General features: G+C 69.8%; 23 protein-coding genes, 1 pseudogene and 1 riboswitch. Of the genes and pseudogenes, 11 read left to right on the forward strand and 13 right to left on the reverse strand.

Annotation, left to right across the window (positions count from 1 at the left end; all coding sequences use genetic code 11):
• Nucleotides 1-361: 361 nt before the first annotated feature.
• Complete coding sequence (locus ACH4FH_RS18755; RefSeq protein ID WP_398556958.1) at nucleotides 362-907, reverse strand: hypothetical protein; 546 nt, start codon at nucleotides 905-907, stop codon at nucleotides 362-364.
• Between the two features lie 322 nt (nucleotides 908-1,229).
• Here ACH4FH_RS18755 and ACH4FH_RS18760 point away from each other — a divergent pair, with 322 nt between their 5' ends.
• Nucleotides 1,230-1,466, forward strand: coding sequence for a DUF6400 family protein (locus tag ACH4FH_RS18760; protein WP_398556959.1), 237 nt, complete (start codon nucleotides 1,230-1,232; stop codon nucleotides 1,464-1,466).
• 2 nt (nucleotides 1,467-1,468) lie between these two features.
• Complete coding sequence (locus ACH4FH_RS18765; RefSeq protein WP_398556960.1) at nucleotides 1,469-1,699, forward strand: hypothetical protein; 231 nt, start codon at nucleotides 1,469-1,471, stop codon at nucleotides 1,697-1,699.
• A 128-nt stretch (nucleotides 1,700-1,827) separates the two neighbouring features.
• Here ACH4FH_RS18765 and ACH4FH_RS18770 read toward each other — a convergent pair whose 3' ends face one another.
• The 3 genes from ACH4FH_RS18770 to ACH4FH_RS18780 form a co-directional block, all read right to left on the reverse strand.
• Nucleotides 1,828-2,688: a bifunctional 5,10-methylenetetrahydrofolate dehydrogenase/5,10-methenyltetrahydrofolate cyclohydrolase gene (locus tag ACH4FH_RS18770; protein ID WP_398557113.1), complete on the reverse strand. Its 861-nt coding sequence runs from the start codon at nucleotides 2,686-2,688 to the stop codon at nucleotides 1,828-1,830.
• Nucleotides 2,689-2,731: 43 nt separating this feature from the next.
• A riboswitch (ZMP/ZTP riboswitch) is annotated at nucleotides 2,732-2,819 on the reverse strand.
• A 37-nt stretch (nucleotides 2,820-2,856) separates the two neighbouring features.
• Entirely contained in the window at nucleotides 2,857-3,510 is a 654-nt protein-coding gene (locus tag ACH4FH_RS18775) for a class F sortase (protein WP_398556961.1), read from the reverse strand.
• Between the two features lie 154 nt (nucleotides 3,511-3,664).
• Complete coding sequence (locus ACH4FH_RS18780) at nucleotides 3,665-4,252, reverse strand: hypothetical protein (protein ID WP_398556962.1); 588 nt, start codon at nucleotides 4,250-4,252, stop codon at nucleotides 3,665-3,667.
• A gap of 614 nt (nucleotides 4,253-4,866) precedes the next feature.
• Here ACH4FH_RS18780 and ACH4FH_RS18785 point away from each other — a divergent pair.
• Nucleotides 4,867-5,703, forward strand: a complete 837-nt coding sequence (locus tag ACH4FH_RS18785) for a hypothetical protein (RefSeq protein ID WP_398556963.1) — start codon at nucleotides 4,867-4,869, stop codon at nucleotides 5,701-5,703.
• Between the two features lie 138 nt (nucleotides 5,704-5,841).
• Complete coding sequence (locus ACH4FH_RS18790) at nucleotides 5,842-6,582, forward strand: Clp protease N-terminal domain-containing protein (protein ID WP_398556964.1); 741 nt, start codon at nucleotides 5,842-5,844, stop codon at nucleotides 6,580-6,582.
• A 130-nt stretch (nucleotides 6,583-6,712) separates the two neighbouring features.
• Here the strand turns inward: ACH4FH_RS18790 and ACH4FH_RS18795 are convergent, their stop codons facing one another.
• From ACH4FH_RS18795 to ACH4FH_RS18810, 4 genes are all read right to left on the reverse strand, one after another.
• The gene (locus ACH4FH_RS18795; protein ID WP_398556965.1) at nucleotides 6,713-7,474 is read right to left on the reverse strand and encodes a GntR family transcriptional regulator; all 762 of its coding nucleotides are present in this window, start codon (nucleotides 7,472-7,474) and stop codon (nucleotides 6,713-6,715) included.
• Nucleotides 7,475-7,612: 138 nt separating this feature from the next.
• Nucleotides 7,613-8,443 carry an HpcH/HpaI aldolase/citrate lyase family protein gene (locus ACH4FH_RS18800; protein ID WP_398556966.1) on the reverse strand — a complete coding sequence of 277 codons (831 nt, stop codon included), beginning with the start codon at nucleotides 8,441-8,443 and terminating at the stop codon, nucleotides 7,613-7,615.
• Nucleotides 8,440-9,330: a hypothetical protein gene (locus tag ACH4FH_RS18805; protein WP_398556967.1), complete on the reverse strand. Its 891-nt coding sequence runs from the start codon at nucleotides 9,328-9,330 to the stop codon at nucleotides 8,440-8,442. The genes ACH4FH_RS18800 and ACH4FH_RS18805 overlap by 4 nt, the downstream gene beginning before the upstream one ends.
• A 79-nt stretch (nucleotides 9,331-9,409) precedes the next feature.
• On the reverse strand, nucleotides 9,410-10,813 hold the full coding sequence (locus tag ACH4FH_RS18810; RefSeq protein WP_398556968.1) for an MFS transporter: 1,404 nt from the start codon (nucleotides 10,811-10,813) through the stop codon (nucleotides 9,410-9,412).
• Nucleotides 10,814-11,123: 310 nt separating this feature from the next.
• Here ACH4FH_RS18810 and ACH4FH_RS18815 point away from each other — a divergent pair, with 310 nt between their 5' ends.
• The 4 genes from ACH4FH_RS18815 (at nucleotide 11,124) to ACH4FH_RS18830 (ending at nucleotide 15,417) form a co-directional block, all read left to right on the forward strand.
• Nucleotides 11,124-12,368 (forward strand): MmgE/PrpD family protein, encoded by a 1,245-nt coding sequence (locus ACH4FH_RS18815; RefSeq protein WP_398556969.1) that lies wholly within the window; start codon nucleotides 11,124-11,126, stop codon nucleotides 12,366-12,368.
• A 5-nt stretch (nucleotides 12,369-12,373) separates the two neighbouring features.
• The gene (locus tag ACH4FH_RS18820; RefSeq protein ID WP_398556970.1) at nucleotides 12,374-13,561 is read left to right on the forward strand and encodes a CaiB/BaiF CoA transferase family protein; all 1,188 of its coding nucleotides are present in this window, start codon (nucleotides 12,374-12,376) and stop codon (nucleotides 13,559-13,561) included.
• Nucleotides 13,562-13,617: 56 nt separating this feature from the next.
• On the forward strand, nucleotides 13,618-14,817 hold the full coding sequence (locus ACH4FH_RS18825; protein WP_398556971.1) for an acyl-CoA dehydrogenase family protein: 1,200 nt from the start codon (nucleotides 13,618-13,620) through the stop codon (nucleotides 14,815-14,817).
• A gap of 174 nt (nucleotides 14,818-14,991) precedes the next feature.
• Nucleotides 14,992-15,417 carry a VOC family protein gene (locus ACH4FH_RS18830; RefSeq protein WP_398556972.1) on the forward strand — a complete coding sequence of 142 codons (426 nt, stop codon included), beginning with the start codon at nucleotides 14,992-14,994 and terminating at the stop codon, nucleotides 15,415-15,417.
• Nucleotides 15,418-15,542: 125 nt separating this feature from the next.
• Here the strand turns inward: ACH4FH_RS18830 and ACH4FH_RS18835 are convergent, their stop codons facing one another.
• Nucleotides 15,543-15,869, reverse strand: coding sequence for a hypothetical protein (locus ACH4FH_RS18835; RefSeq protein ID WP_398556973.1), 327 nt, complete (start codon nucleotides 15,867-15,869; stop codon nucleotides 15,543-15,545).
• A gap of 65 nt (nucleotides 15,870-15,934) precedes the next feature.
• The gene (locus ACH4FH_RS18840; RefSeq protein WP_398556974.1) at nucleotides 15,935-16,327 is read right to left on the reverse strand and encodes a YciI family protein; all 393 of its coding nucleotides are present in this window, start codon (nucleotides 16,325-16,327) and stop codon (nucleotides 15,935-15,937) included.
• A gap of 348 nt (nucleotides 16,328-16,675) precedes the next feature.
• Here ACH4FH_RS18840 and ACH4FH_RS18845 point away from each other — a divergent pair, with 348 nt between their 5' ends.
• On the forward strand, nucleotides 16,676-17,488 hold the full coding sequence (locus tag ACH4FH_RS18845; RefSeq protein ID WP_398556975.1) for a MerR family transcriptional regulator: 813 nt from the start codon (nucleotides 16,676-16,678) through the stop codon (nucleotides 17,486-17,488).
• Nucleotides 17,489-17,617: 129 nt separating this feature from the next.
• Here ACH4FH_RS18845 and ACH4FH_RS18850 read toward each other — a convergent pair whose 3' ends face one another.
• Entirely contained in the window at nucleotides 17,618-18,223 is a 606-nt protein-coding gene (locus tag ACH4FH_RS18850) for a TetR/AcrR family transcriptional regulator (RefSeq protein WP_398556976.1), read from the reverse strand.
• A 137-nt stretch (nucleotides 18,224-18,360) separates the two neighbouring features.
• Between ACH4FH_RS18850 and ACH4FH_RS18855 the strand changes: the two genes are divergently transcribed.
• Both ACH4FH_RS18855 and ACH4FH_RS18860 read left to right on the forward strand, forming a co-directional pair.
• A complete protein-coding gene (locus ACH4FH_RS18855; protein ID WP_398557114.1) occupies nucleotides 18,361-18,750 on the forward strand; it encodes a hypothetical protein in 390 nt (129 codons plus the stop codon).
• A 614-nt stretch (nucleotides 18,751-19,364) separates the two neighbouring features.
• Nucleotides 19,365-19,518, forward strand: a pseudogene (locus tag ACH4FH_RS18860) (kinase); the annotation flags it as partial.
• A gap of 237 nt (nucleotides 19,519-19,755) precedes the next feature.
• On the opposite strand, the gene ACH4FH_RS18865 reads toward ACH4FH_RS18860, so the two are convergent.
• Entirely contained in the window at nucleotides 19,756-20,796 is a 1,041-nt protein-coding gene (locus tag ACH4FH_RS18865) for a methyltransferase (RefSeq protein ID WP_398556977.1), read from the reverse strand.
• 806 nt (nucleotides 20,797-21,602) lie between these two features.
• A complete protein-coding gene (locus ACH4FH_RS18870) occupies nucleotides 21,603-22,613 on the reverse strand; it encodes an Lrp/AsnC family transcriptional regulator (RefSeq protein WP_398556978.1) in 1,011 nt (336 codons plus the stop codon).
• Nucleotides 22,614-22,712: the final 99 nt, after the last annotated feature.

Genomic DNA, 22,712 nt, shown 5'->3' on the forward strand with positions numbered 1-22,712 from the left:
GGTGACCGGCTTCTTCCTGCGGCCTGGGCCGGCGGGCGACCTTCGCGTGTTCGGCGCGGTGCTCACCCATCTCGTCCAGCAGCGCGTCGGCTCCGCTCCGCTCGCCGGCCGTCTCCGTACCGGCAACGTCGGGGGCTCACGAGGGGGTCCTCGCCGGCCACTTCACGGTGCCTGGCAGTCCGTCCTGCGGGGCGTGGCAGGACCGGCAGCGTGGCAGCGATCACCGTCCACGCGCTACGGGCCGGTTCCGCCGAGCCCGTCGGGGCCAAGAGCGGGCCGACGCCCTGACCGGCCGCTTCCGGTTGCTTCCGGCTGTCCGCCCGCTCCCGTCACCCGCTCGTGGCCGTCCCGCTGCTCCGCTCTACGGCCGCACTCCTGCCACGCAGCCACCGCAGTTGTAGTACGTGACGTCCCAGTGATCGCCTTCCTTGTAGTAGACGTTCCCGCTGGCGGACTTCCATTTGGAACCGCCGATGGAGGAGAACGTCCCGGTGATGTAGTTGGTCAGGCAGGTGGAGAGACTGAAGTCGACCTTGTAGCCGTTCCAGTGGCTGTAGGTGCCGCTGGCGTGGCCGGTTTCGGTGCCTCCGGTGAGGTTGATCGCGCAGCCGGTCGCGCCCCTGAGGGTGATCACGCCGTCCACGGTGGCCGAGTTGACCTGGTCGAACGAGGTGCAGGTGGAGTTGTTGCGGTCCGAGCAGCCGCCACTGGAGGACCAGGTGATGCCGGCCGCGCGGAACTTCTCGGTGGCCTGCGCGTGGGTGAGCTTGGCGAGCAGGCCGGCGTCGGCCTGCTCGGTGGTGTCGGAGGCGGGGGAGGCGGCGTACGAGGTGGGGGCGGCGCCCAGGGAGGCACCCGCCGCGAGCATGACAACACCGAAGGCGGTCGCGGCCGTACGTCGGAGCATGAAGACCTCCTGGAAGAAGGATGAGGGCTCCGAGAGTGGCCCGGCCGACGGGGCGCGTCAACAAGGCCGCCGAACCGTCATTGGATCAAGCCTTTGACGTCGGATGAAATGCGTCACACCACTTATTGCCTGCCAAAAATGGACAAAGGCTGTAAATGGGCAGGTCCATCGCGCCTCTTTGGGTCGATATACGGCGGTTGGTGTCGTCACACAATGAAGCCGCAGTGGCCCGCGCGCCGCCCCTCATTGCCTGACGCTTCCTCAAGCCCGTGCGCCTTGGTAGACACGATTGCCTCATCCGCACGTGTACGGGAAGCCCATCATGATCGACCGCAACGGCTCTGACCAGCAGATATTTGAGTTCGATCTCGCCGACCACGAGGCCACGCGCCGAACCGAAGTGGTGGCGGCGCTGGGGGACACCTGGGACCCCCTCGCGGTGATGGAGTCCGAGGACGAAGCGCACCGACTCCTCTACTCCGGCCTCGACGCGGAGCAGCAGGCCACCTACGACATGCTGGTCGCCGCCGGAGTCCTGCCCGCGTCCGGCCGGGGCTGACGATGCTGCCGCTCGATCCCACCGCCGACATCGGCCGCAGGGCCTGGGTGCCCTGCCCCCGATGCGAGGACCAGCAGGACTGCGCGACCTGCCTGGACGGCCGCACCTGCGGCGATCACTGGCGCTACCTCCTGACGAACAAGGGCAGCACGCTGCACCTGCAATGCCCCAACTGCACTCACCTGTGGGCCTGGCAGTCGGGCTTCGGGGCGGGCGGCCGGTCGGAGAGCTGACCGCGCGGACGGGGTGAGGCGGACTGTGGCTCGTCCTGCCCAGCCTCAAGTGCCGGTCCGTGCAAGGCTCTTGCGCAGGGTGGCCCAGGTGACGGTAACTCCGTTCGCCGTACGGTGAGTTGAGTGCCTCACCGTGCCCCGGCGAATGCCTCCTCGCCGAGAACGCCCAGCTGCCGGGCCGCCGCGTCGACGGTCTGTGTGAGCAGGGTGGCGATGGTCATGGGACCCACTCCGCCGGGCACGGGGGTGAGGAGGCCGGCGCGACGCTGCGCACTGTCGAAGTCGACGTCTCCGACGTTGTCGGGGTGATAGCCGGCATCGATCACGACGGCGCCGGGCTTGATGTGGTCACCGTGCAGGAAACGGGGCCGGCCGACCGCGACGATCAGCACATCGGCCTCCTTGGTGACGGACGGGAGATCCGTGGTGCGGGAGTGGCAGTAGGTCACCGTGGCATCGCGGGCGAGCAGCAGCATCCCGACCGGCTTCCCGAGGATCGCGCTGCGGCCGACCACGACGGCTCGCCGGCCGGCCAGATCGACGTCGTAGTGCTCCAGCAGCCGCATGATGCCGCCGGGAGTGCACGAGGCGAAGCCGTCCAGACCGAAGCCCATCGCGGCGAACGAGTGGGTGGTGACGCCGTCGACGTCCTTCTCGGGAGCGATGGCCTCGAACGCCGCGCGCTCGTCGAGGTGCGGGCCGACCGGGTGCTGGAGCAGGATGCCGTGCACGTCGGGGTCCTGCGACAACGAGGTGATGGTGCCGATGAGTTCGGCCTGAGTGGTCGAGGCGGGCAGTGCGACATGCCGGGATCGGAGACCGGCGCGCTCGCAGCGGTTCCGCTTCATCCGGACGTAGGTCACCGAGGCCGGATCCTCGCCCACCAGCACCGTGGCCAGGCACGGGCGTTGCCCTGTCCGCCGGGAGATCTCCGCCGCACGCTCGGCGGCCTGCTCGACCATGCGGCGCGCGAGATTCCTGCCGTCCATCACACGAGCGGTCCGGGACACGGTGCTCTCCTGGGGCTTCGAGACGAGTCGCCCAGGCGCACGGCACTGACCAGGTCGGCCGGGCCGCTCCCCGGTGGTGTCCCACCCAAGCGCCAGTCACGGCCCGGCACCACTGTAGAGGACGAGGACGGCGCGCCGTAGGGCGCCTCAGGCGCTCTTGGACGACGCGAGGTGGGCGAAGACGACCACGTTGTCGGAGTAGTCCTTGGCCTTCCGGTCGTAGGCCCCACCGCACGTGATCAGTCGCAGCTGCGAGGACGGAGTGTCGGCGTAGACCCGGTCGTTGGGGAAGTCCGCCTTGCTGAAGGTCTCCACGGTGTCGACCTCGAACGTCGCGACGGTGCCGTCCTCCCGGGCGATGTCGACGGTGCTGCCGCGCTTGAGTGTGCTGAGCTGGAGGAACACCGCCGGGCCGGTCTTGGTGTCGACGTGGCCTGCGACGATCGAGGCGCCGCGCTCGCCGGGCGACGCCCCCTCCTCGAACCAGCCGACCAGGTTGTTGTTGTCCGAGGGAGGCGCCGCGAGCTGGCCCGACGAGTCGATGTCCAGCGGAGTGAACGGCGCGTCGACCGCGATCTCCGGGATCGAGAGCCGTGTCGGTGCGGAACGTGGCATCGATGGCCCGGGGGTGGCCGAGGCGACCGCCGGGGGGCGGGCCTGCGGCTTGGGGTCCGCGGTGGTCTCGAAGGAGTTGTAGAGGAGGAGGGCGCCCACGCCGACGGCTGCGGCGGGCCACATCAGGGCTCGGCCGAGCGGGCGGTGGGCTGTCGCGGTCCGGGGGGAGTTCTGCTGCGCGGACATGAACGGGCCTTTCGTGAACGGAGCGGTGCGACGTCCGGGCGCCGTACCTGCGAGCCGCAGGCCGGGCCGGTGACGGAAAAACGCATCGCCGCGGCCACCGCCCGGCCGGACGGTGGCCGCGACAGCAAAGCGACCTGTGACGGGTGCGGCCCGATCAGGCCGCCGCGGCACCTGACGCGTTGCGGCGGCGCAGCACGTACGCGCCGGCGCCGAGCCCACCGAGCAGCAGTACCGAGCCGGCGGCGAGGCCGCTCCCGGACATGGCCAGGGCGCCGCCACCGGTGTGGACGCCACCGTGCGGCTTCTTGCCCTCCCACGACTTGTTGTGCTCGTCCTTCCAGGACTTGTCGTGGCCGCCCTTCCAGCCGCCCTCCCGGTCGCCCTTCCAGCCGCCTTCGCGGTCGCCCTTCCAGCCTTCCTCGCGGTCGTCGGCGGACGGGTAGTCGTCCTGGTCCCAGTCCTGGGTCAGCGTCTTGGCCAGGGCGCCGCCGCCGGTGTGCATGCCGCCGTGCGGCTTTCGGCCGTCCCGGGACTTGTCGTGGTCGTTCTTGTGGCCCTTGTGGTGCTTACCGGACTTGTCGTGATCGCCCTTCCCGGACTTGTCATGGTGGTCGCTGCTGGAAGAGGGATTGCTGTCCGGGGTCCGGCCCTCGGCCGTGGTCATGGCGTTCGCGGCCGGAGCGGATATCGCGAGGGCCGCGGTGATGGCGGCCGAGGCGAACAGGGTGCGGGCAGTGCGCATAGGGACATGTTCCTTTCGCCGCGTCCACGAAGGCCGACGCGTTATCGGCACATGGGATCGCAGGTGCGGCGTGATCACCGTCAGTCGGATCACGGCGCGCCACCACCGGAGAACGCCGCATTCGAGCGACACGCTGGGCCCTTCGAGTGGATAAGGGCCCGAAAATCACCCGTTGGGCGGTGTGCGCCTCCGCGGTGGAGGCGTCGTCATGCGGTAAAGGGGTTCTGGCGGAGCGCGTGCGCGGAGACGGTCGACGACACCGTCCCCCCCCCGGCTGTCGACCCCGCCGTTCGTCGCCGGCCCAGGCCGTGACTGCCGTCCTCCTCGGCGCATGGGCAGGCGCGGGCAGCCGAGGGGGCGCCGGAACGGTCGCGGGATGGGGCCGAATGGCGGGCGTGGCGTAACACGTTCGGCCGGTTGGGGTGTGTCGAACGTTCCGAAAGGCGCCCGATCGGTAAGCCTGGGCCCCTCAGTCGTGAAGCGCCCCGAGACGGACCGCGCACCTGTGACGTTATTGTCATTTCGTGGGCATATGCGTGCTTTGGGGTGCTTTATTGCGCCAAAACGGTTCAACTGCGTTGTTGAAACGTTGTCCGGGTATGGAGCCTAGAGAGTTGTGGGACCGCAACGCCGTGCTGGCGGAAGCGTTTTGCCTGGGAGACGAGCGGGTGCGCGAGGCGCAGGCCAGGCTCGATGAGGCACAGGCCGACCGGTCACGGGTTCTGGCGGCGTTCGCGGTGACGGTGGGCAGCGCGGGCGCCGTGGCCGGCCTCTTCGGATTGAACGAGCGGGAAGTGCGGGTCGCCCGGCGCACGGTGGGCAAGGACGATGCTCGCGCCGTTGCCGAGGAGTTGTTGGCCGGGGGGCCGACGGCGCTGATCCGGGAACCGGAAATGGCGGAGGCGCCGGATTACTCTTCCGAGGTTCCGCCCGCCGCCGGGGCCGCGTCCACGCAGCCGTCCGGCGCCCGTCAGGCGGCTCCCCCGCGCGAGGCGGCGAGCAGCTCTCAGGAGCAGGCGTGGTCGGCGGCAATGGATGCGGTGCTCATCGGCAGTTGGCAGACCGGGGTGGATCTGCGCGAGTTGGCGACCGAACTCGGCCTCGATCTGACACGTCTTGTCAGCCGCGCCCAACAGCTGTCGGCCCAGGGCCGTTTTCAGTCCGGTCATGACGGTCATGCGGGACGCCATCGCCGTGGCCCCGGCGAGATGCATGAATCCGAATACGCCATCCCTGCCCAGCAGACGGCGGCCTGGAATGCCGCGCCCACCGCGCACGCGATGCCGTCCGCCTGGTACCAAGGCGCGGTGCCGGCGGGGGAGACCGTCCAGGATGTAGCACTCGCTCAGGACTGGGACAACGCCCTCGCTCCGTGGGGCACGATCGCCTCCCCTTACGAGGAGGCAGCGGCCTCCCCTCAGCCTTGGACCCAGTACCACCTCAGCTCTTGATGTACCGCAGGGCCCCGCAGGTGCCGGATAGCACCTGCGGTGCGGCGACCGTGGAAACAGCGGAGGGGGAGGGGGCGGACAAGCCGGGCCGTCAACGAATGGTTGACGGGCTCTGGGTCGACAACCTACGGTTGACGCATGACGAATCCCCTTCGCATGACTCCTCAGGTACGTCTCGACGATCTGATCGAGGCGATCAAGAAGGTCCACCCCGAAGCTCTTGACCAGCTCTCCGATGCAGTCCTCGCCGCGGATCATCTCGGCGACGTGGCCGACCACCTGATCGGTCACTTCGTCGATCAGGCGCGGCGCTCGGGTGCCTCCTGGACCGAGATCGGCCGGAGCATGGGGGTGACCAAGCAAGCAGCGCAGAAGCGGTTCGTGCCGAAGGACCCGGGTGGTCCCTCGGACCTCGACCCGAGTCAGGGCTTCAGCCGGTTCACGCAGCGGGCACGGAACGTCGTGGTGGCCGCGCAGAACGAGGCCCGGGCGGCAGGCGGAGACGAGATCCGCCCGGCGCATCTGGTCCTGGGGCTGCTGAACGAGCCGGACGCGCTCGCCGCGACATCGATCGTCGCGCAGGGCGTGCCGCTGGAGACCGTACGGCAGGCCGTGACCCGGACGCTGCCGCCGGCGGCCGGGCAGGTGCCCGAGCTCATCCCGTACGACGCGCAGGCGCGCAAGGCATTGGAGCTCACGTTCCGGGAGGCCCTGCGGCTGGGGCACAACTACGTCGGCACCGAGCACATCCTCTTGGCGCTGCTGGAGCTCGAAGCGGGCGAGGGTGCCCTCGCCGGTCTCGGCCTCGACAAGGTGGCGACCGGGGACTACATCGCGGATGCGGTCGCAGCGGCCCTCGCCGCGGAAGAGCCGGAGTGACCTCGGCCGTGCCGCCGCAGCCGCTGGGCTCAAGCTCGCGGTGGCGCTGTCGCTCTCGTGTGGATGCTGCCTCATCGCCCGTCAACGACAAGGCAGTTGGGAGAGCGGGCGGCGAGTGGCGGTGCCGCGGTCAGCGGCGTAGGCGGACGCGGTAGGAGTACAGCTCGGGCAGGAAGTAACTGATCGCCAGCTCGACGCGGCGGCCTTCAGCGGTCGTGTAGAGGCGGTCGATCCGCAGCAGCGGATGCTGCGGATCGCACTTCAGCTGCTCGGCGACGGCATCCGGGGCCGGGGCGACCGTGATGCTCTGCTCGGCCCCGGTGATGGGCCGGCCCAGCCGGTCGTCGAGAAGTCCGATGATGGTGAAGGTGCTGGTCGCGCCCGTCTCCGTCAGCTGGTCGACCGAGGACAGGGTCTCGCCGACGTCCGTCGGCAGCCACACCGTGGTGTGACAGAACGGAACCTCGTCGTGCAGCCGCCGGAAGGCGAGGGTGTGCACCATGTCGCTGTCCAGCCGCAGTCGCCCGGCCGCGTCGATGTCCACGCGCCGCCGCAGCGGGCTGGTCAGCTGCATGGTGGTGTCGATGGACAGCCCCATCAGGTCGTCCACCGACCCGAACTTCCGCAGGTAGCGGCCGTCGCGTGGGGAGGCGAACGTCCCGCGCCCCGGGACCCGGTAGACCAGGCCCTCGGCGACCAGGTCGTGGAAGGCGCGCCGTACCGTCTGGCGGCTGACCTGGTAGGTCTCGGCCAGCTCGGCCTCCGTCGGGAGCCGCACCCCTTCGGGGTAGCGGTCGTCCGCGAGGTCCGCGCGCAGATCGTTCGCCAGCTGCTGGTACGCGCTCTGCCCACGGGCCGGCTTGTTGGCCATCACACCCTCGTCGCCGTTCACATCCGGGAAGGAACGGCCAGCCTATCGGCCCGTGAAGGGGCAGGTCACCCGCAGGGATGCGGGGCGGCCCGTCGGTGTCCGGAGGCGTGCGGGCGGCGGTCTCACGCCTCCGCGGGACGGGCCGTCCGCCGCGCCCGCTCAGCCGTGTGCCGCGGCTTGAAGGATGCGACGTGCCCGCTCCAGGACCGGGCGGTCCACCATCTGACCGTCGACGACGGTGACCGCCTCGCCGGCACCCAGCACCCGGCGCGCCCACTCCCGCTCGGCCGTGGAGGGCGCGAAACCCTTGTGTACCGCGTCCAGTTGGCGCGGATGGATGCACAGCTTGCCGGTGAATCCCATCCGGCGGGCGTGCGCAACATCCGCCGCCAAGGGCTCGGCGTCGGTGAGGTCGGTCGTGACGCCGTCCAGGGGCAGCGCGAGCCCGGCGGCTGCCGACGCACACACCACCCGCGAGCGCGCGTACGCCAATGCCTGGTGATCGGTGGGGTCCACACCGAGCTGTGCCGAGAGGTCGACGTTGCCGAAGGCCGCCCGCAGTACGTTCGGGGCCCGGCAGAGGGCCGCGGCGTTCTCGACCCCGGCGGCGGTCTCCACCAGCGCAAGCACCGGCGATCGGCCGCGCGTCTCCAGGGCGATCGCCTCCGGGACGGCCGGGTCCTCGGCCTTGGGCAGCATGAGGGGGACACCGTGCGCCGCGGCCATCGCCACGTCGGCCTCGAACCACGGGGTGCCGGGCGCGTTGATCCGGACCACCGCCTGTCCGCCGCCGGTCAGCCATGCGGCCACGTCCTCGCGGGCCGCGTCCTTCGCCTCGGGGGCGACCGCGTCCTCCAGATCGATGATCACGCCGTCGGCGCCCGCGGCCATCGCCTTGTCGTAGCGGTCGGCCCGATGCCCGGGGACGAACAACAGGCTGCGGGCGGCCGCCAGTGGCCGTGCCCATGCGTCCGTGTCGGCGCTGCTCATGCGAAGGTCACCTCCGCCGTGGCGTGTTCGGCCTCTCGCGCCCCCGTGACCCGCAGCCGTACGCCTTCGTCGGACGGTTCCCCGCAGGCCAGCAACTGTTCGCCGCAGAAGGCCGGCTTGAGCAGTCGGTAGGACAGGGTGCGGACGGTGCGCTCGGGAGCTTGCCGGCGGACCACCTCCAGCATCATCAGCGCCAGCAGCGGACCGTGCACGACCAGCCCCGGATACCCCTCGATGCCGGTGACGTAGGGGGCGTCGTAGTGGATGCGGTGGGCGTTCGCGGTGAGCGCGCTGACGCGGAAGAGTACGGCGGGATCGGTGGTCCACGGCAGCTGCCACGGTGCGTCGCTCCGCGGCTCGGCGGCGGGGTCCACGGCGAGGGCGGCCTGGACCGGCGCGCCGCCGCCGCTGCGGTAGACGATGTCCTGCTCCTCCGCCACCCGCACGTCGCCGTCCTGGCTGAGCTCGTGGCGCACGGTGACGAACAGCAGCCCGCCGCTGCGTCCCTTCTTCGCCTGCACCTTCACCACGCGACTGGTCTGTTCGGCCGGGCGCCCGGTGGTCAGCGGCGTACGGATCTCCAGCCGGCCGCCGGCGAACATGCGACGCCGCTCCGGCAGCGGCGGCAGGAAGTGCCCGTCGCGCAAGTGCCCGTCCGGGCCCAGCTCGCTCTGCCGCGGCCAGGTCAGGAAGTGCAGCCAGTGCCACAGTGGCGGCAGCGGCTGCCCGGCGGTGGCCACCGGCTCCGGCAGGTCGAGCACGGCGGAGAGTGCCGCGACCGGCGCGGGGGCCAGCGCGTCGGTGGCACGGGTGCCCGCCGGGTGCCAGGTGCGGGCGGTCTCTTCGAGGACGCTGAAGTCGGTGACGGAGGCATCGGCGGGGGACAAGGAGGCTCCTGTCGTGCGAGGGGCGGGACGGCGGAGGGGGAGGCCGGTCGCCGGCCGGGGGCGACCGGCGACCGGGTGGTCAGTGGGCTGCGGTGTGGTTGGTGGCAGGGGTGGGCACCGGCTCCTCCTGCGCGGGCCGGGCGTGCAGTTCCTCCAGCGCCGCGTCGCGTGTGTTGAGGCCGAAGAATGCCACGGTGAGGCTTGCGATGAGCCAGGCCCCTGCCACGAAGGCGAATACACCGACGTAACCGAGGCCGGGTGAGGTGTAGATGGCCGCGATGATCAGCGGGGCGACGATGTTCGCGGCGCGCCCCGCACCGTTGCCCAACCCCGAACCCGCGGTCCGCAGGGCGGTCGGGAAGTACTCGGGCGTGTAGGAGTACAGGACGGCGATGTAGGCCTGGCTGAGGGCCGCGACCAGCACGCCGAAGATGACGATGGCGGCGGTGCTGGTGCTGAGCCCGTAGCTGATGCCGACCACCGCGACGAGCAGGCCCAGGACGACGGAGAGGTGCTTGCGCGCGAAGCGGTCGATGAACGGCGCGGCGAGGAACGCGCCGGGCACCGCGCCGATCGTGGTGATCGCCGACATGGTCATGGACTTGGCGAAGTCCTGGCCGCGCTCGGCCAGCAGGGTCGGCACCCAGGAGGCGAAACCGTAGAAGCCGGTCAGCGCGAAGATCCACACGACCATCATGACAAGGGAGTTGTGCCGCTGGCCCGGTGCGAAGAGGTCGGCGAAGCGGGCCTTCGGGGGCAGGACCTGATCCGCCGCGGGCACCTCCTCGTGCGGCCGCGCGGCATCCGGGCGGAAATCCGGTACGAAGCGGCGGACCGTCTCTTCTGCCTCCTCGGTCCGGCCCCGGGAGAGCAGCCAGCGCGGCGACTCCGGCAGCCGCCAGACCAGTGGGAGCAGCAGGAACCCGAGCGCGCCCGCGACGAACAGCCAGCGCCATGCGGTGGGGTGGGACACGGTGACCGCGCGGGCGGAGAAGGCGACCAGCGGGATGCCGACGAGACCGACACCGAGCGCGACGGCCTGGAAGCGGCCGCGATGGGTGGCCGGGGTGACCTCGGAAAGGTAGGAGATCGCCACCGCGGTCATCGCGCCGAGACCGAAGCCGGTCAGTGCGCGGGCCGCCGCCATCAGGCCGGGGGTGGAGACCACGGCGTTGATCAGCGAGGCGGCCGAGAAAATCAGGACAGCGGCGGACATGCCGACCCGGCGGCCCAGCAGGTCGGCGGCGCGTCCGCCGAGTACGGCGCCCACCGCCATGCCCGCGAAGCTCATCGCGGTCACGAAGGCCACGTCGTGCACGGTGAACAGGTGCGCGGCCCGGATCGCCGGGGCGGCGTAGGCAAAGGTGTTGAGGTCGGCGAGATCGAACAGGAACATCGCGCTCACGGTCAGCAGCACCCTGCGGTGCATACGGCCGATGGGTGCCCCGCTCAGTGCGGCGAGGGCGGGGGACGGGGTCGACACTGACCTACCTCCAAGGGTTCCCGGCATGCGGGCGGCGGCTCATCCGGCGACGGGTGTGGAGGCGACGCGTCCCGCGGCGCTCACAGGCCACCCGCCGTCCCGGCGGGGCATTGATGAAGCCATTTGATGCATTGCTACGTACAAAGCATCGGCATTCTGTGGTGCGCCTCACTCTGCCGTCAAGGGTGTGCTGAACTTCCCTGGTGACGCCCGGATTCTCGCTCGTTGACACGCCGGATATTTGGCCGTACAAATTGCGCAGAGCCGCCGACGGCACGCCCGGCGGACGCCGAAACACGGAGGGGACCGCATGACCGCCGCCCGAGCCCTCGCGCAGTGGGCCCACGACCACCGGCCCGACCCCGACGACCTCGCCCTCGCCGACCGCGCGCTGGCCGACACCCTCGCCGTCGCGCTCGCCGCCCGCGAGCACCCGCTGCGCCCGGTCACCGCGCCTCTGCCGGACGCGGCGCGCTGGGCGGCGATGGCCCATGTACTGGACTTCGACGACCTGCACACCGACACCACCACGCACATCTCCGTGGTCACCGTCCCCGCCGTACTCGCCGTCGGCGGCGACGCCCGCGCCTACTCGGCGGGCGCCGGCGTCATGGCCCGGCTCGGCGCGATGCTCGGCTGGCGCCACTACGCGGCCGGCTGGCACGCGACCTGCACCGCGGGCGCCCCGGCCGCCGCCGTCGCGGCCGGCATCGGCCTCGGGCTGGACGTCCCCCGGCTGGCCACCGCGATGGCGCTCGCCGTCCCCGGGGCCGGTGGCGTCCAGGAGGCGTTCGGGACGCACAGCAAGTCCCTGCAGGTCGGCTTCGCCGCGGATGCCGGAGTACGAGCCGCCCGGCTCGCACTGGCCGGCGCCACCGCCGACCCCCGTGCCCTGGACGCCTGGCTGGAGCGGGTCGGCGGCACCCCCACGACGGAATGCGCCGAGATCCCCGCCGTCCCGGGCGGTCTCGCGATCAAGCTGTTCCCCTGCTGCTACGCCATGCAGCGGCCGATCGCCGCACTGCGCGAGATCCGCGACAGGCTGACCGGCGACCGCACGGGCGGTGAGATCACCGGCATCACGGTCACCACCCCCGCGGGGACCGTGCATCCGCTCCTCCACGACCGGCCCGAGACCGGCCTCGAGGCGAAGTTCTCCATGCCGTACGCGATCGCCACCGCGCTGCTCGACGACTATCCCGGCTTCGAGAGCTTCACGGACGAAGCGGTGAACCGGCCGGAGGCGCAGAAGATCATCGACCTCGTGACCGTCGACCGGCTCCCCGGCGAGACCACCACCCTCCTCGACGGCACGGTCGCCCTCCGCATCGACCTCGCCGACGGCACCGCGGTGCACTCCGAGATGGCCCTGCCGCCCGGCTCACCGCGGCGCCCGCCCACCGAGAGCGACCTGCGCGAGAAGTTCGCCGCCTGCGGAACGGATGTCCCCGGGCTGCTGGAGGGCATCAGCTGGGCGGGCGCCGCGACACTGATGCGTACGGCGTTCCCGGCGGCGGAGGCACACCCCGCCCCGAACCCCCACCAGGAGGCGTGAGGACCGTGCAGCAGCAGCTCCCTCTCGAAGGCATCACCGTCGTCAGCATCGAACAGGCGGTGGCCGCCCCCTTCGCCACCCGCCAGCTCGCCGACCTCGGCGCCCGCGTCATCAAGATCGAACGCCCCGGAGACGGCGACTTCGCCCGCCGCTACGACCGCACCGTGCACGGCCAGTCCAGCTACTTCGTCTGGCTCAACCGCTCCAAGGAATCCGTCACCCTCGACCTCAAGGACGAGCGCGGTCAGGAAATCCTGCACCAACTCCTCGCCGAGGCCGATGTGTTCGTCCAGAACCTGGCCCCCGGCGCCGCCGACCGTCTCGGCCTCGGCCCCGACGCGCTGACCGCCCGCTACCCGAAGCTGATCCCCTGCACGGTCTCCGGTTACGGCACCAGCGGCCCCTGGGCCGATCGCAAGGCCTACGACCTGCTCATCCAGTGCCAGACCGGCCTGGTCTCCCTCACCGGAAGCGCCGAGGAAACGGCCCGGGTCGGCATCTCCGTCGCCGACATCTCCGCCGGTATGTACGCCTACAGCGGCATCCTCACCGCCCTCTTCGCCCGCGCCACCAGCGGCGTGGTGCACCCGGTGGAGGTCTCGCTCTTTGAGGCGCTTGCGGAATGGATGAGCCAGCCCGCTTACTACACCCGGCACAGCGGCAGCCAGCCGCCACGGATCGGCACCCAGCACGCCACCATCGCCCCGTACGGCGCCTACACCGCGGCCGACGGCAAGGACGTCCTCTTCTCCATCCAGAACGAGCGCGAATGGGCCGCGCTGTGCGCCGACTTCCTCGGCCGGCCCGAACTGAACGACGACCCGCGCTTCGCCACCGGCTCCGACCGCGTCGTCCACCGCGACGCGCTCAACGCCATCATCGCCGAGCGGTTCGCCGACTGCGCGGCCGCCGACATCCTGAAGTCCCTCGACGAGATCGGCATCGCCTGCGCCGGGGTCAACTCCCTCACGGAGTTCCTCGAACACCCCGTACTGGAAGGCCGCGACCGCTGGCGCGACGTCGCCGTACCGGGCGCCACCGTGCAGGCCCTGCTGCCGCCCGCCGACCTCGCCGGACTCACCGCCCGCATGGACCCCGTACCGGCCGTCGGCGAACACACCGAAGCGGTCCTCACCGCCCTGGGCCACAGCCCCGAGTACCTCGCCGCGCTGCGCGCCGACGGCACCATCTGACGCCTCTCCCCGGCCCGTTCCCGCCACTTCCTGCCGCCCGCACCCAAGGAACCCGCATGAGCACGCTGGACACCCTCACCGACGACGAGCGCTTCGTCGTCGAGACCGTGCACGACTTCGTCAACAAGGACGTCAAGCCCGTCGTCCAGGAACTGGAGCACGCCAACACCTACCCCGAGCAGCTCATCGAGAAGATGAAGGCCCTCGGCATCTACGGGCTCGCCATCCCCGAGGAGTACGGCGGCACCGCGGTCTCCACCGCCTGCTACGTCCTGGCCACCGAGGAACTGGCCCGCGGCTGGATGAGCCTGGCGGGCGCGATGGGTGGCCACACCGTCGTCGCCAAGCTGCTGCTGCACTTCGGGACGGAGGAGCAGAAGCGCCGCTACCTGCCGAAGATGGCCACCGGCGAGATCCGCGCGACCATGGCCCTCACCGAACCCGGCGGCGGCTCCGACCTCCAGGCCATGCGCACCACCGCCCGCAGGGACGGCGGCGACACCTCCGGCGCGAGCGAAGCCGGGCGCGCCGGAGGCTACCTCGTCAACGGCACCAAGACCTGGATCACCAACTCACGCCGCTCCCAGCTGATCGCCCTGCTCTGCAAGACCGACCCGGCCGCCGCTCCCGCCCACCGCGGCATCTCCATCCTCCTTGTGGAGCACGGCCCCGGCCTCACGGTCTCCCGCGACCTCCCCAAGCTCGGCTACAAGGGCGTCGAGAGCTGTGAGGTGTCCTTCGACAACTACCTGGCCGCGCCGGACGCGTTGCTCGGGGGCGTGGAGGGCGAGGGCTTCCCCCAGATGATGAAGGGCCTGGAGACCGGCCGCCTCCAGGTCGCCGCCCGCGCACTGGGCGTCGGACGCGCCGCCCTGGAGGACTCGCTCGGCTACGCCCAGGAACGCGAGTCGTTCGGCAAGCCCATCTGGAAGCACCAGTCCGTCGGCAACTATCTGGCCGACATGGCCACCAAGCTGACCGCGGCCCGGCAGCTTACCCTGCACGCCGCCCGCGAGGCCGACGCGGGCCGCCGGGTGGACATGGAAGCCGGCATGGCCAAACTCTTCGCCTCCGAGACCGCGATGGAGATCGCCCTCAACGCCGTCCGCATCCACGGCGGTTACGGCTACTCCACCGAGTACGACGTCGAGCGCTACTTCCGCGACGCGCCACTGATGATCGTCGGCGAGGGAACGAACGAGATCCAGCGAAACGTCATCGCCGCACAACTGGTCAAGCGTGGGGGACTGGAATAGGGAGGGAGACGGGGCGGGGCGGGCCCGGTGCGACCGGGCCGACGGCCTCGGGATGGGGCCACCCCGCCCCCGAGGCCGTCGGCAACACGAATGGCGGAAGACGGCTGGACCCCAAACCGTGACACGCGCCTGTCGGCTGTCCGTTTCGGCCACGGCTCACGGCACAGTGGCGGCATGAACGCAGACGACAGCAACATTCTGGCCCGGGGACGCGTGGCGACCAGGCTGCCGGCCCAGGACCTGGACCGGGCACGGCGCTTCTACGCCGATCAGCTCGGTCTGGAGCCCGTCGACGAACGACCCGGTGGGCTGCTGTATCGGTGCGGAGACACGGAGTTCGCGCTGTTCAAGTCGACGGGCGCGTCGCCCGGCACCTTCACTCAGATGGGGTGGGCGGTCGACGACCTCGAGATCGTCGTGTCGGAACTCAAGCAGCGCGGTGTGATGTTCGAAGAGGTCGACGCGCCCGGGTTCCGAACGAACGGCGGGATCGCCGAGATCGAGGGGAACTACGCGAGCAAGGGCGCACGGGGAGAACGCGCGGCCTGGTTCCGTGACAGCGAGGGAAATCTGCTGGGCATCGGCGAGCCTGTCGTCTGAGCGGAGCACCATGGCCCGACCGAAGCACAACAGATGCCGTTTCCACGCGGCAAACCGTGGTGCTCATCGGGCCATCCGGCTTGCTCGGACACCGGCGCCGGCGCCCGGCGTCCGGCGCTCCTACGTCACGGGCATCGCTCGGCGTTCTTGACCACGCCGATCTCGACGGGGGCGCCGACGGGCGCGCCCGCGGCCGGCACCTGGGTACAAGCCTTCCAATTCGCGGGCCAAAGGACATGCCTCTTGAACCCACTCACGTCCCGGACGTCAATCCTGGTGCCGGCGTCGACGGTTCGGTAGACGGCCATGAGGGGCTTGCCCTTGAAGTTCGGCATGGGGGCGGGCCCGGCCTGGGCCTGGCCCGCCAGGCCCAGAGCGGACGCCGCAAGGACTCCGACGACGGTGATGATCTTCTTCATTACCGGTGAACGACCGCTGTCGACGATGGTCACACGTACGCGCTGACCCACCCGTCACCGGTGTGCTGCGGCGGCCGCCCCGTCACGCGGCACCGGGCTCAGGCGGTCGGCGGCTCAGCGGGGACCGGGTGCACCTCGACCGGCTCATTGCTCGGCCGGCCACCGGGGCCGGGACAGGCCGACGCCCTCGCGGCGATCTCCAGGGCCCGGTCCTCGCTCTTGACGTCGACCACCCAGTAACCGGCGAGGATGCGGTCCGCCTCCGCCGGCCCCTCGCTCACCACCGGGCGCCCGTCGTCCCCGGCCCGTACGGTCTTGGCCAGCGAGGGCCCGCCCAGGCCCCGCGCCTCCACGAGCTCCCCGGCGGAGGTCAGCTCGTTGTTGAGCGCGTTCATGTGGGCGAACATCGCCTTGGTGTCGTCCTCGGAGTATGCCGACATCATCGAGTCCCACTGGGGGGCCGGGACATTCAGCTGGATCATGTACTGCATGATTCTCACCTTCCGGGCGGGTGCTGCTGTCGAAGGGATAGACGCCCGGATGCGGCAGAACTCATCGGTCCACTCCGCACGACGAGCGGATCATCGAGACCTGGCGCTGACCTGGCACTGCGGAGAGACGTCCGAGCGGCTGAGGCAGCACATGCGCGCCGCGCATCGCGCCTCTCTCATGGTAATGCCGCGATCTCCACCCCGAGGGTTGACACGACGAAGGCCCCGCCGCAGCCGGGCGGGGACCGCAGCGCGTCCTGGGCGCCTGGTAGCGCTGCCACTGCGCCCGACCGCCGCGTAGGGTTCTTGACCCTCACACCGTGTCAGGCGGTCAACTCGGAGACCATCATGTTCACCATCGGAGACTTCGCCCGGCACGGCCGCGTATCGGTCCGGATGCTGCGTCACTACGACGCGATCGGCCTGTTGCGCCCGGCCCGGGTCGACCCCGCCACCGGCTACCGCTACTACATGGCCGGCCAGCTCGCCCGCCTCAACCGTGTCATCGCGCTCAAGGACCTCGGCTTCACCCTCCAGCAGGTCCAGGAGATCCTCGACGAGAAGGTCTCCACCGAGGAACTGCGCGCCATGCTGCGGCTGCGGCGCGCCGAGCTGGAGGCCACGATGACGGCCGCGGCGGCCCGGCTGACCCAGGTCGAGGCGAGGCTCCGGTCGATCGAGAGCGAAGGGCACATGACTGGTAACGACATCGTAGTGAAGAGCCTGCCGAGCGTGCGCGTGGCCGAACTGACCGCGGTGGCAACGGACTTCGACAGCATCGGGCCGGTTGTCCAGCCGCTGTACGAGGAACTGATGAGGCGCCTCCATACCGCCGGCATCGCATTGACCGGGCCGGGTGTCGCGTACTACGAGGACGCCCCGGACGGCGGGGTCCTCGTCCACGCGGGCGTCGAGGTCGCGGCGCCCCTCGGGAAGGACGACGGGCTGCGGATCGTGGACCTGCCGCCCGTCGAACAGGCCGCGACCATCGTGCACCGCGGCTCGATGGACGCGATCCTGCCGACGATCCAGACCCTGGGCCGTTGGATCGACGCCAACGGCTACCGCTCGGCGGGCTACCCCAGGGAGATCAACCTGGAGTGCCCGGAGAACCGGGACGAGTGGGTGACCGAACTCCAGGAGCCGGTTACCAAGGTCTGACGGGGCGGGGAGGGGTTCAGCCATGACGCGATGGGGTGGCTGAACCCTTGGAGGGCACTGTTCCCGCACGGCCACGGCCACGGCCACGGCCACGGCCACGGCCATATGGCGTGTGGCGCTCTGCGGTGCTCAATCGATGAGGGGCACCTCGGATGCCAGGGCGCGGGCGGTGTCGGCGAAGTACTGTTCGTCGGCACCGTGGGCGAGGCCGAGGACGACGCCCTGGCTGAGGCCGACGAACAGTGCCCTGAGAGCGGTGACCAGGCGTTGGGCCTGATGCGGCGTCACGACGCTCCCTTTGTGGGCTCTTCCGGTGAACATCGCGACCAGGTCGGTCTCCTGCGTCCGGATGGCCCCGGCGAGCCGGGACCCCAACTCGGGGTCGTGCACGGCCATGTCCAGCAAGGTGATCTGCAGCGACATTCTGGACAACGCGTCGGGGGCGTCACAGGTGCGCCGGTAGTACCGAGCGAAGGCGTCGACCGCTTCAAGCAGATCCAGGCCGGCGGGAACCGCCTGCTCGATCTCTTCGTAGTGCGGCCGCAGGTAGTCGGTGACCAGGGCGATCACCAGGCCGTTCTTGCTGCCGAACAGCGAGTAGATGGCGCCGGTGGTCAGGTCGGCCCGCTCGGCGATCTCGTCGAGCCTGGCGCGGTACCCGTCTCGGGAGACGACCTGGAACGCGGCATCCAGCAGGGCGCGGCGGTTGCGTTCCTTGGTCTCCGCTCTCGTCATTCTCATAGTTTCATTATTATAGTAATCAAGTTACGGAAACGGGAGTCGGACAGCATCAGGGGGAAACGCTCATGACCCAGACCCAGACCCAGACCCAGACCCAGAACCAGGCCGTGGCTACGGCAGGGACCAGTCGGATGGTGGGGGTCATCGCCGACGGTGTCGTCAAGCTGCTGCTCGGTGCCACATTCATCGCCGGCGCTGCCCGGCTCGATCAGCTGCTCGGCGTGCCCGCCTGGCTGATGGTCGTCTCCGGCGTGGCCCTGCTGATCGGTGGTGGGACCGAGATCAGGTACGTGCGCAGCCGCACGATGCGCACGTACACGCGGCTCATGGTCGCCTACGACAGCGCCTGGGCCCTGGCCACGGTTGCCGGCCTGCTGATGGCATGGCAGGGCAGCGGTACCGGGGGTGAGGTGTGGGTCGGCTACCAGACGGCCGCACCCCTCGCGCTCGCCGCACTGCTGGCAACTGCCGCCCCCGTACAGACGACTGCGGACACCCGCGCAAAGGACTCCGCGCACTGACAGCCGGCTTTGATCCGGGGGCGAGGGTGGCCCCGACGCGACGGTGGGGAGCCTGCCGCCATCCCGCATCCCTGGCTGGTCCTCAAACTCTCTTACACGCGGCTGGGCCGGGCGGTGGCCGGCGGGTCGGCGTGGTTGGGTGGCAGCCGGTCCGGCGCGATCAGGTCGTGCGAGTCCCAGAGGCTGCGCAAGGCCGGCCTTCCGTGCGCCCGGTGGGTCCCGGGGCCTGGGATGCAGGAGCTCGGGGACGCGCGGGGCCGGTCGCATCGGCTTCCTTGGCGAGGTGCAGGTCGAGGTGAGCCGCCACGCGTACGGTGTCGCGATGGGCTGAGTGATGCGAATGATCGAGATGAAGTGCAGCGACCCTCTGGAACTGAGGAAGTTCAGGAACGCCGCGCTGTTGGCGCCCGTGGGGCCGGGTGCGGACGGTGTGCGCATTTCACCGCGAGGGGAAGGAGAGTTGCCCCTGTACTCGTCGAGGAGCGGGAGGCTGGACGCCCGAAACCGGGACGAGGTCGGCCGGCATCAGGGTCGATGCGCGTGGAGGCCGGGCGCCGCGCCGGCCCTCGCTGTCGACCCGGCGCTGCGTATGTATCAGCAGCAGTACAGCTTGACGTGGCCGGCCGGGAGCTGCGAACACCGGCTCTGACCGGCATGACGGCCCGTTATGTCCTGGGCGCCAGGTTCCATGTCGTGGTCGAAGGGATCCTGTACGCCGACCACTACGGCAAGATGCTCGCCCAGCTGCGCGCCGACCACCGCGTCCCCGCTGTACTTGGTCGAAGCGGTCGCCGGCCTTGAGTTCGGAGACGATGACGCGGCGGCCGTGGAGTTCTACGGTGCTGTCCACCCTGCCGTGCAGGGTGGACAGCACCGTCCGGAACGCTTGGTCAGGCGCGCTACTGAGACCTCAGCATCCCAGGCCTACCTGGGGTGAGTATCGGCTTTCCCCACGGAGCTCGTCCCGGAGAACTTTCTTCCGACAGCTTCGTCCACTCCTCCGCCTCAATCGGCCATGGCTACGATGACGCTTGAGGGTGCCGAAAGCGCCACCGTTTCCACGTGGCGCAGCCCCGCTGCCCGAAACAGGCCGGCGAACTCGGCCTCTGTGCGTTCCCGCCCTGGGGTGAGTGCCAGCATCACGATGTCCAGGAACTTCCCGGGGTGCGGGATATCACCCTCCGGAATCACGGGATCGAGGATGACGACTCGGCCGTCGGGATCCATGACCTCGCGGATGTTCTTCAGAACGGTGATCGCATCTGCATCGCTCAGCTGGTGTGCCACATGGGAAATCACATAGGCGTCAGCGCCGGCCGGCACAGAGGTCAGGTAATCACCGCCGAATGTCTCGCTGCGGTCGATGACACCGGCTTCGGTGAGCACCTCGGTGGCTCCTGGCACAACCTCGGGCAGGTCGAACACCACACCGCGCATTTCGGGGTAGCGCTGAAGTATCCGAGCCACCAGGTACCCATGACCGCCACCGATATCCACGATCCGCCGTATCTCGGACAGGTCGTAGGTCTCGACTGCGGCGCTCTGGAGGTGGCGGACGAGTTCGCCCATCGCGTTGTTGAATATCTGTCCCAGCTCTGGACGAGCGGTCAGATAGGAGAACAGGTCGGTACCGTGCACCTGCTCGAAAGCGCACTGTCCAGTCCGGATGCTGTGCCCGAGCGCAGCGTACGCCTGTTGCAGTGCCGGCTGTCCCTCATACCGGAAATGATCCCGCATCGAACCCGGTATGTCTGAGCGCAAGGTCTCGGCCATGGTGTTGAGCGCGAAGGTGCTCGGGGCCACCTCGGTGAATACCCCCCGGCTGGCGATAGCACGCATCGCGCGATACAAGGTACCCGGGTGCGCGTCAACACGCTTGGCGATCTCGTCAACCGGCAGTGGGCCTGAGGTGAGTTGATCTGCCACGCCCAAATCGGCCACAGCGTACAACAGATGTGCCAGCCTCAGGCCGTTCTGAAACTCCAGCATGCGTCCCTTCGCGGCATCCAGACTGAGATCGTTGCTGGCGGTAATTTCGGCGGCCATTCTCAATCACTCCCGTTGGATCGAGGGTAGCCAGAGGGTTTCTGGCACGATCAGCGTGGCGGCTGTCGTATCCCGGCTCCAGGGAAGGCCGACAAATTGTAGAGTCCTGCCGTTTGTGGGCTGACCGTGAAGGATTCACTCACTGCCGGTGGCTTGTCAGCCTCGATCTTTCGTGACGGTCGATGGAGTCGGCAGACGTTTTTTCGTGTGTTCCGACGTGATGCGGGCAGGCCGAGGGATGGCTGTCGCATTGGGTGGGGACGCCGGCCCGGGCTCGCACCCGGTGGCGGAGCTCGAGTTCGGCGATCGGCCTCTCGACGGTGTTGGTGGCCCGGGGGCCTTGCAGGCGGCCGTCACCCTTGCCAGCCCTGCAACAGGCCACCAGCCAGTTCGGCGACCCAGGCTCCGGCCCGAGCGCACCTGCCGGAGAAGGCCACCTGGTACGTGGCCACCGACCTGCTCGGTCCTCCAGCCCACGGGGTGGTGAGTCTCCCGAAAGAGCCCGCCGACCCGGACGAGATCGTCTGGCTCTACGGCTTGTGCCACTGGACCGAACCACCCCAGCAGTTTCGGTCCAGTGGCTATGAGCGTTCAGCCGTTGATGTGGTTCAAGCGTGCGCGGCTCTCCCCCGGCTGCTACGAACCACCCCTGCGCCGGCAGCCTCAGCTTCCAGGCAGGCAGGCAGGCGGTGGTCGCTACGGCGCCACCGGGCCTACTGCCCAACTCATTGGGAGGACAGCGCTGATGCCAGTGCTCCGCTCCGGGGGCAGAGACTCGCACTGCCCGTCGGGTGGACAGGGCCTTCCTACCCGTGGCGAGGTGACGTGGGCGTGGAAGAGATTGTGCCCACTGCTTTGAGGGTTCTTAGGACAGGCGCTGTCTCCAGGGTACGGATTGCCTTCACGGCGCCCAGGCCATGGGTGAGGTAGTGGTAGAGCGCTGCGCTGTCCCTGCACAGGGCGTGAGCCACAAGGTTGGTGGGGCCGGTGGTGTGAGCCACGAAGGCGAGTTCGGCATGGTAGGTCAACGTGGTAGCCACCTCATCGAGATGGGCGGGAGCGACAGCCATCCACAGAAGGATCTTGGTGCTGCCCCCGAGAAGTGCGGGGTCGATCTCCACATCGAAGAAGATCGCACCGCAGTCGCGGAGGTTGTCCAGCCGACGCGAAACCGTCGCCGGCGACCAGCCTGTGGTGGCCGCGAGTTCACCGACGCTGGTTCGGCCGTCGTGCCGCAGGGCTTCCATCAAGGCATGGTCCGCGGGGGAGAGCTTCACCTGCCGGCACCGCTCCGGGGATGGGGGCTCGTTGTGGTCAGCGGGCTTTGCGCCTCCCAGCAGGTGTTGTTGTCGTGGTCTGAGGGCGCTGGCGCTCATGTGCCAGGGGGTACGCCAGCCGACATAGGTGTGCAGCAGATGGTGGGCGGATACAGCGGTCAGCCCAATGCTGGGGGGCAGTTCGTGCAGGAGCAGGGAGTGGCCGTGTGCCGTGCCGAGTGGGGTCTCGAGCACCGCGACGATCTCGGTGCCGCCACCGGTGAGGTAGACCCATGATGTGTCCTGGCGCCGGACCAGGGCGCGGGCGAGATCCAGCGCGGCCTCTGGGGCAGCGGTCAGTCGCAGCAGCCACTGCTCGTGGCCCGTCAGGTGAGGGTCGGGCAGCCCGACGACTCGGAGAGCGGCGTGCTCGCGCAACCTGTCGTAACGACGGGAAACCGTCTGCGTGGAAACCGCCAGTACGCCGCCGATCTGTGTGAAGGAAGCGCGTCCGTTGATGTGTAGCGCGTGGATCAAGGCGCGATCGAGGTCGTCGAGCATTCGCACACCATCCTTCACGCACCGCGTGGCAGGGCGTGGCACGTCGCCGGAGGCAGCCCCTGCACACGTCAGCGCTCCGCTCAGTCTGGAGCCGGGCCC

This window comes from Streptomyces sp. NPDC017993 (assembly GCF_044328065.1).
GTDB lineage: Bacteria > Actinomycetota > Actinomycetes > Streptomycetales > Streptomycetaceae > Streptomyces.

Bases quoted from the DNA above. Each gene is read 5' to 3' on its own strand.
- ACH4FH_RS18755 (WP_398556958.1), bottom strand. From the start codon at position 907: ATGCTCCGACGTACGGCCGCGACCGCCTTCGGTGTTGTCATGCTCGCG.
- ACH4FH_RS18760 (WP_398556959.1), top strand. From the start codon at position 1,230: ATGATCGACCGCAACGGCTCTGACCAGCAGATATTTGAGTTCGATCTC.
- ACH4FH_RS18765 (WP_398556960.1), top strand. From the start codon at position 1,469: ATGCTGCCGCTCGATCCCACCGCCGACATCGGCCGCAGGGCCTGGGTG.
- ACH4FH_RS18770 (WP_398557113.1), bottom strand. From the start codon at position 2,688: ATGGACGGCAGGAATCTCGCGCGCCGCATGGTCGAGCAGGCCGCCGAG.
- ACH4FH_RS18775 (WP_398556961.1), bottom strand. From the start codon at position 3,510: ATGTCCGCGCAGCAGAACTCCCCCCGGACCGCGACAGCCCACCGCCCG.
- ACH4FH_RS18780 (WP_398556962.1), bottom strand. From the start codon at position 4,252: ATGCGCACTGCCCGCACCCTGTTCGCCTCGGCCGCCATCACCGCGGCC.
- ACH4FH_RS18790 (WP_398556964.1), top strand. From the start codon at position 5,842: ATGACGAATCCCCTTCGCATGACTCCTCAGGTACGTCTCGACGATCTG.
- ACH4FH_RS18800 (WP_398556966.1), bottom strand. From the start codon at position 8,443: ATGAGCAGCGCCGACACGGACGCATGGGCACGGCCACTGGCGGCCGCC.
- ACH4FH_RS18815 (WP_398556969.1), top strand. From the start codon at position 11,124: ATGACCGCCGCCCGAGCCCTCGCGCAGTGGGCCCACGACCACCGGCCC.
- ACH4FH_RS18825 (WP_398556971.1), top strand. From the start codon at position 13,618: ATGAGCACGCTGGACACCCTCACCGACGACGAGCGCTTCGTCGTCGAG.
- ACH4FH_RS18830 (WP_398556972.1), top strand. From the start codon at position 14,992: ATGAACGCAGACGACAGCAACATTCTGGCCCGGGGACGCGTGGCGACC.
- ACH4FH_RS18840 (WP_398556974.1), bottom strand. From the start codon at position 16,327: ATGCAGTACATGATCCAGCTGAATGTCCCGGCCCCCCAGTGGGACTCG.
- ACH4FH_RS18845 (WP_398556975.1), top strand. From the start codon at position 16,676: ATGTTCACCATCGGAGACTTCGCCCGGCACGGCCGCGTATCGGTCCGG.
- ACH4FH_RS18850 (WP_398556976.1), bottom strand. From the start codon at position 18,223: ATGACGAGAGCGGAGACCAAGGAACGCAACCGCCGCGCCCTGCTGGAT.
- ACH4FH_RS18855 (WP_398557114.1), top strand. From the start codon at position 18,361: ATGGTGGGGGTCATCGCCGACGGTGTCGTCAAGCTGCTGCTCGGTGCC.
- ACH4FH_RS18865 (WP_398556977.1), bottom strand. From the start codon at position 20,796: ATGGCCGCCGAAATTACCGCCAGCAACGATCTCAGTCTGGATGCCGCG.
- ACH4FH_RS18870 (WP_398556978.1), bottom strand. From the start codon at position 22,613: ATGCTCGACGACCTCGATCGCGCCTTGATCCACGCGCTACACATCAAC.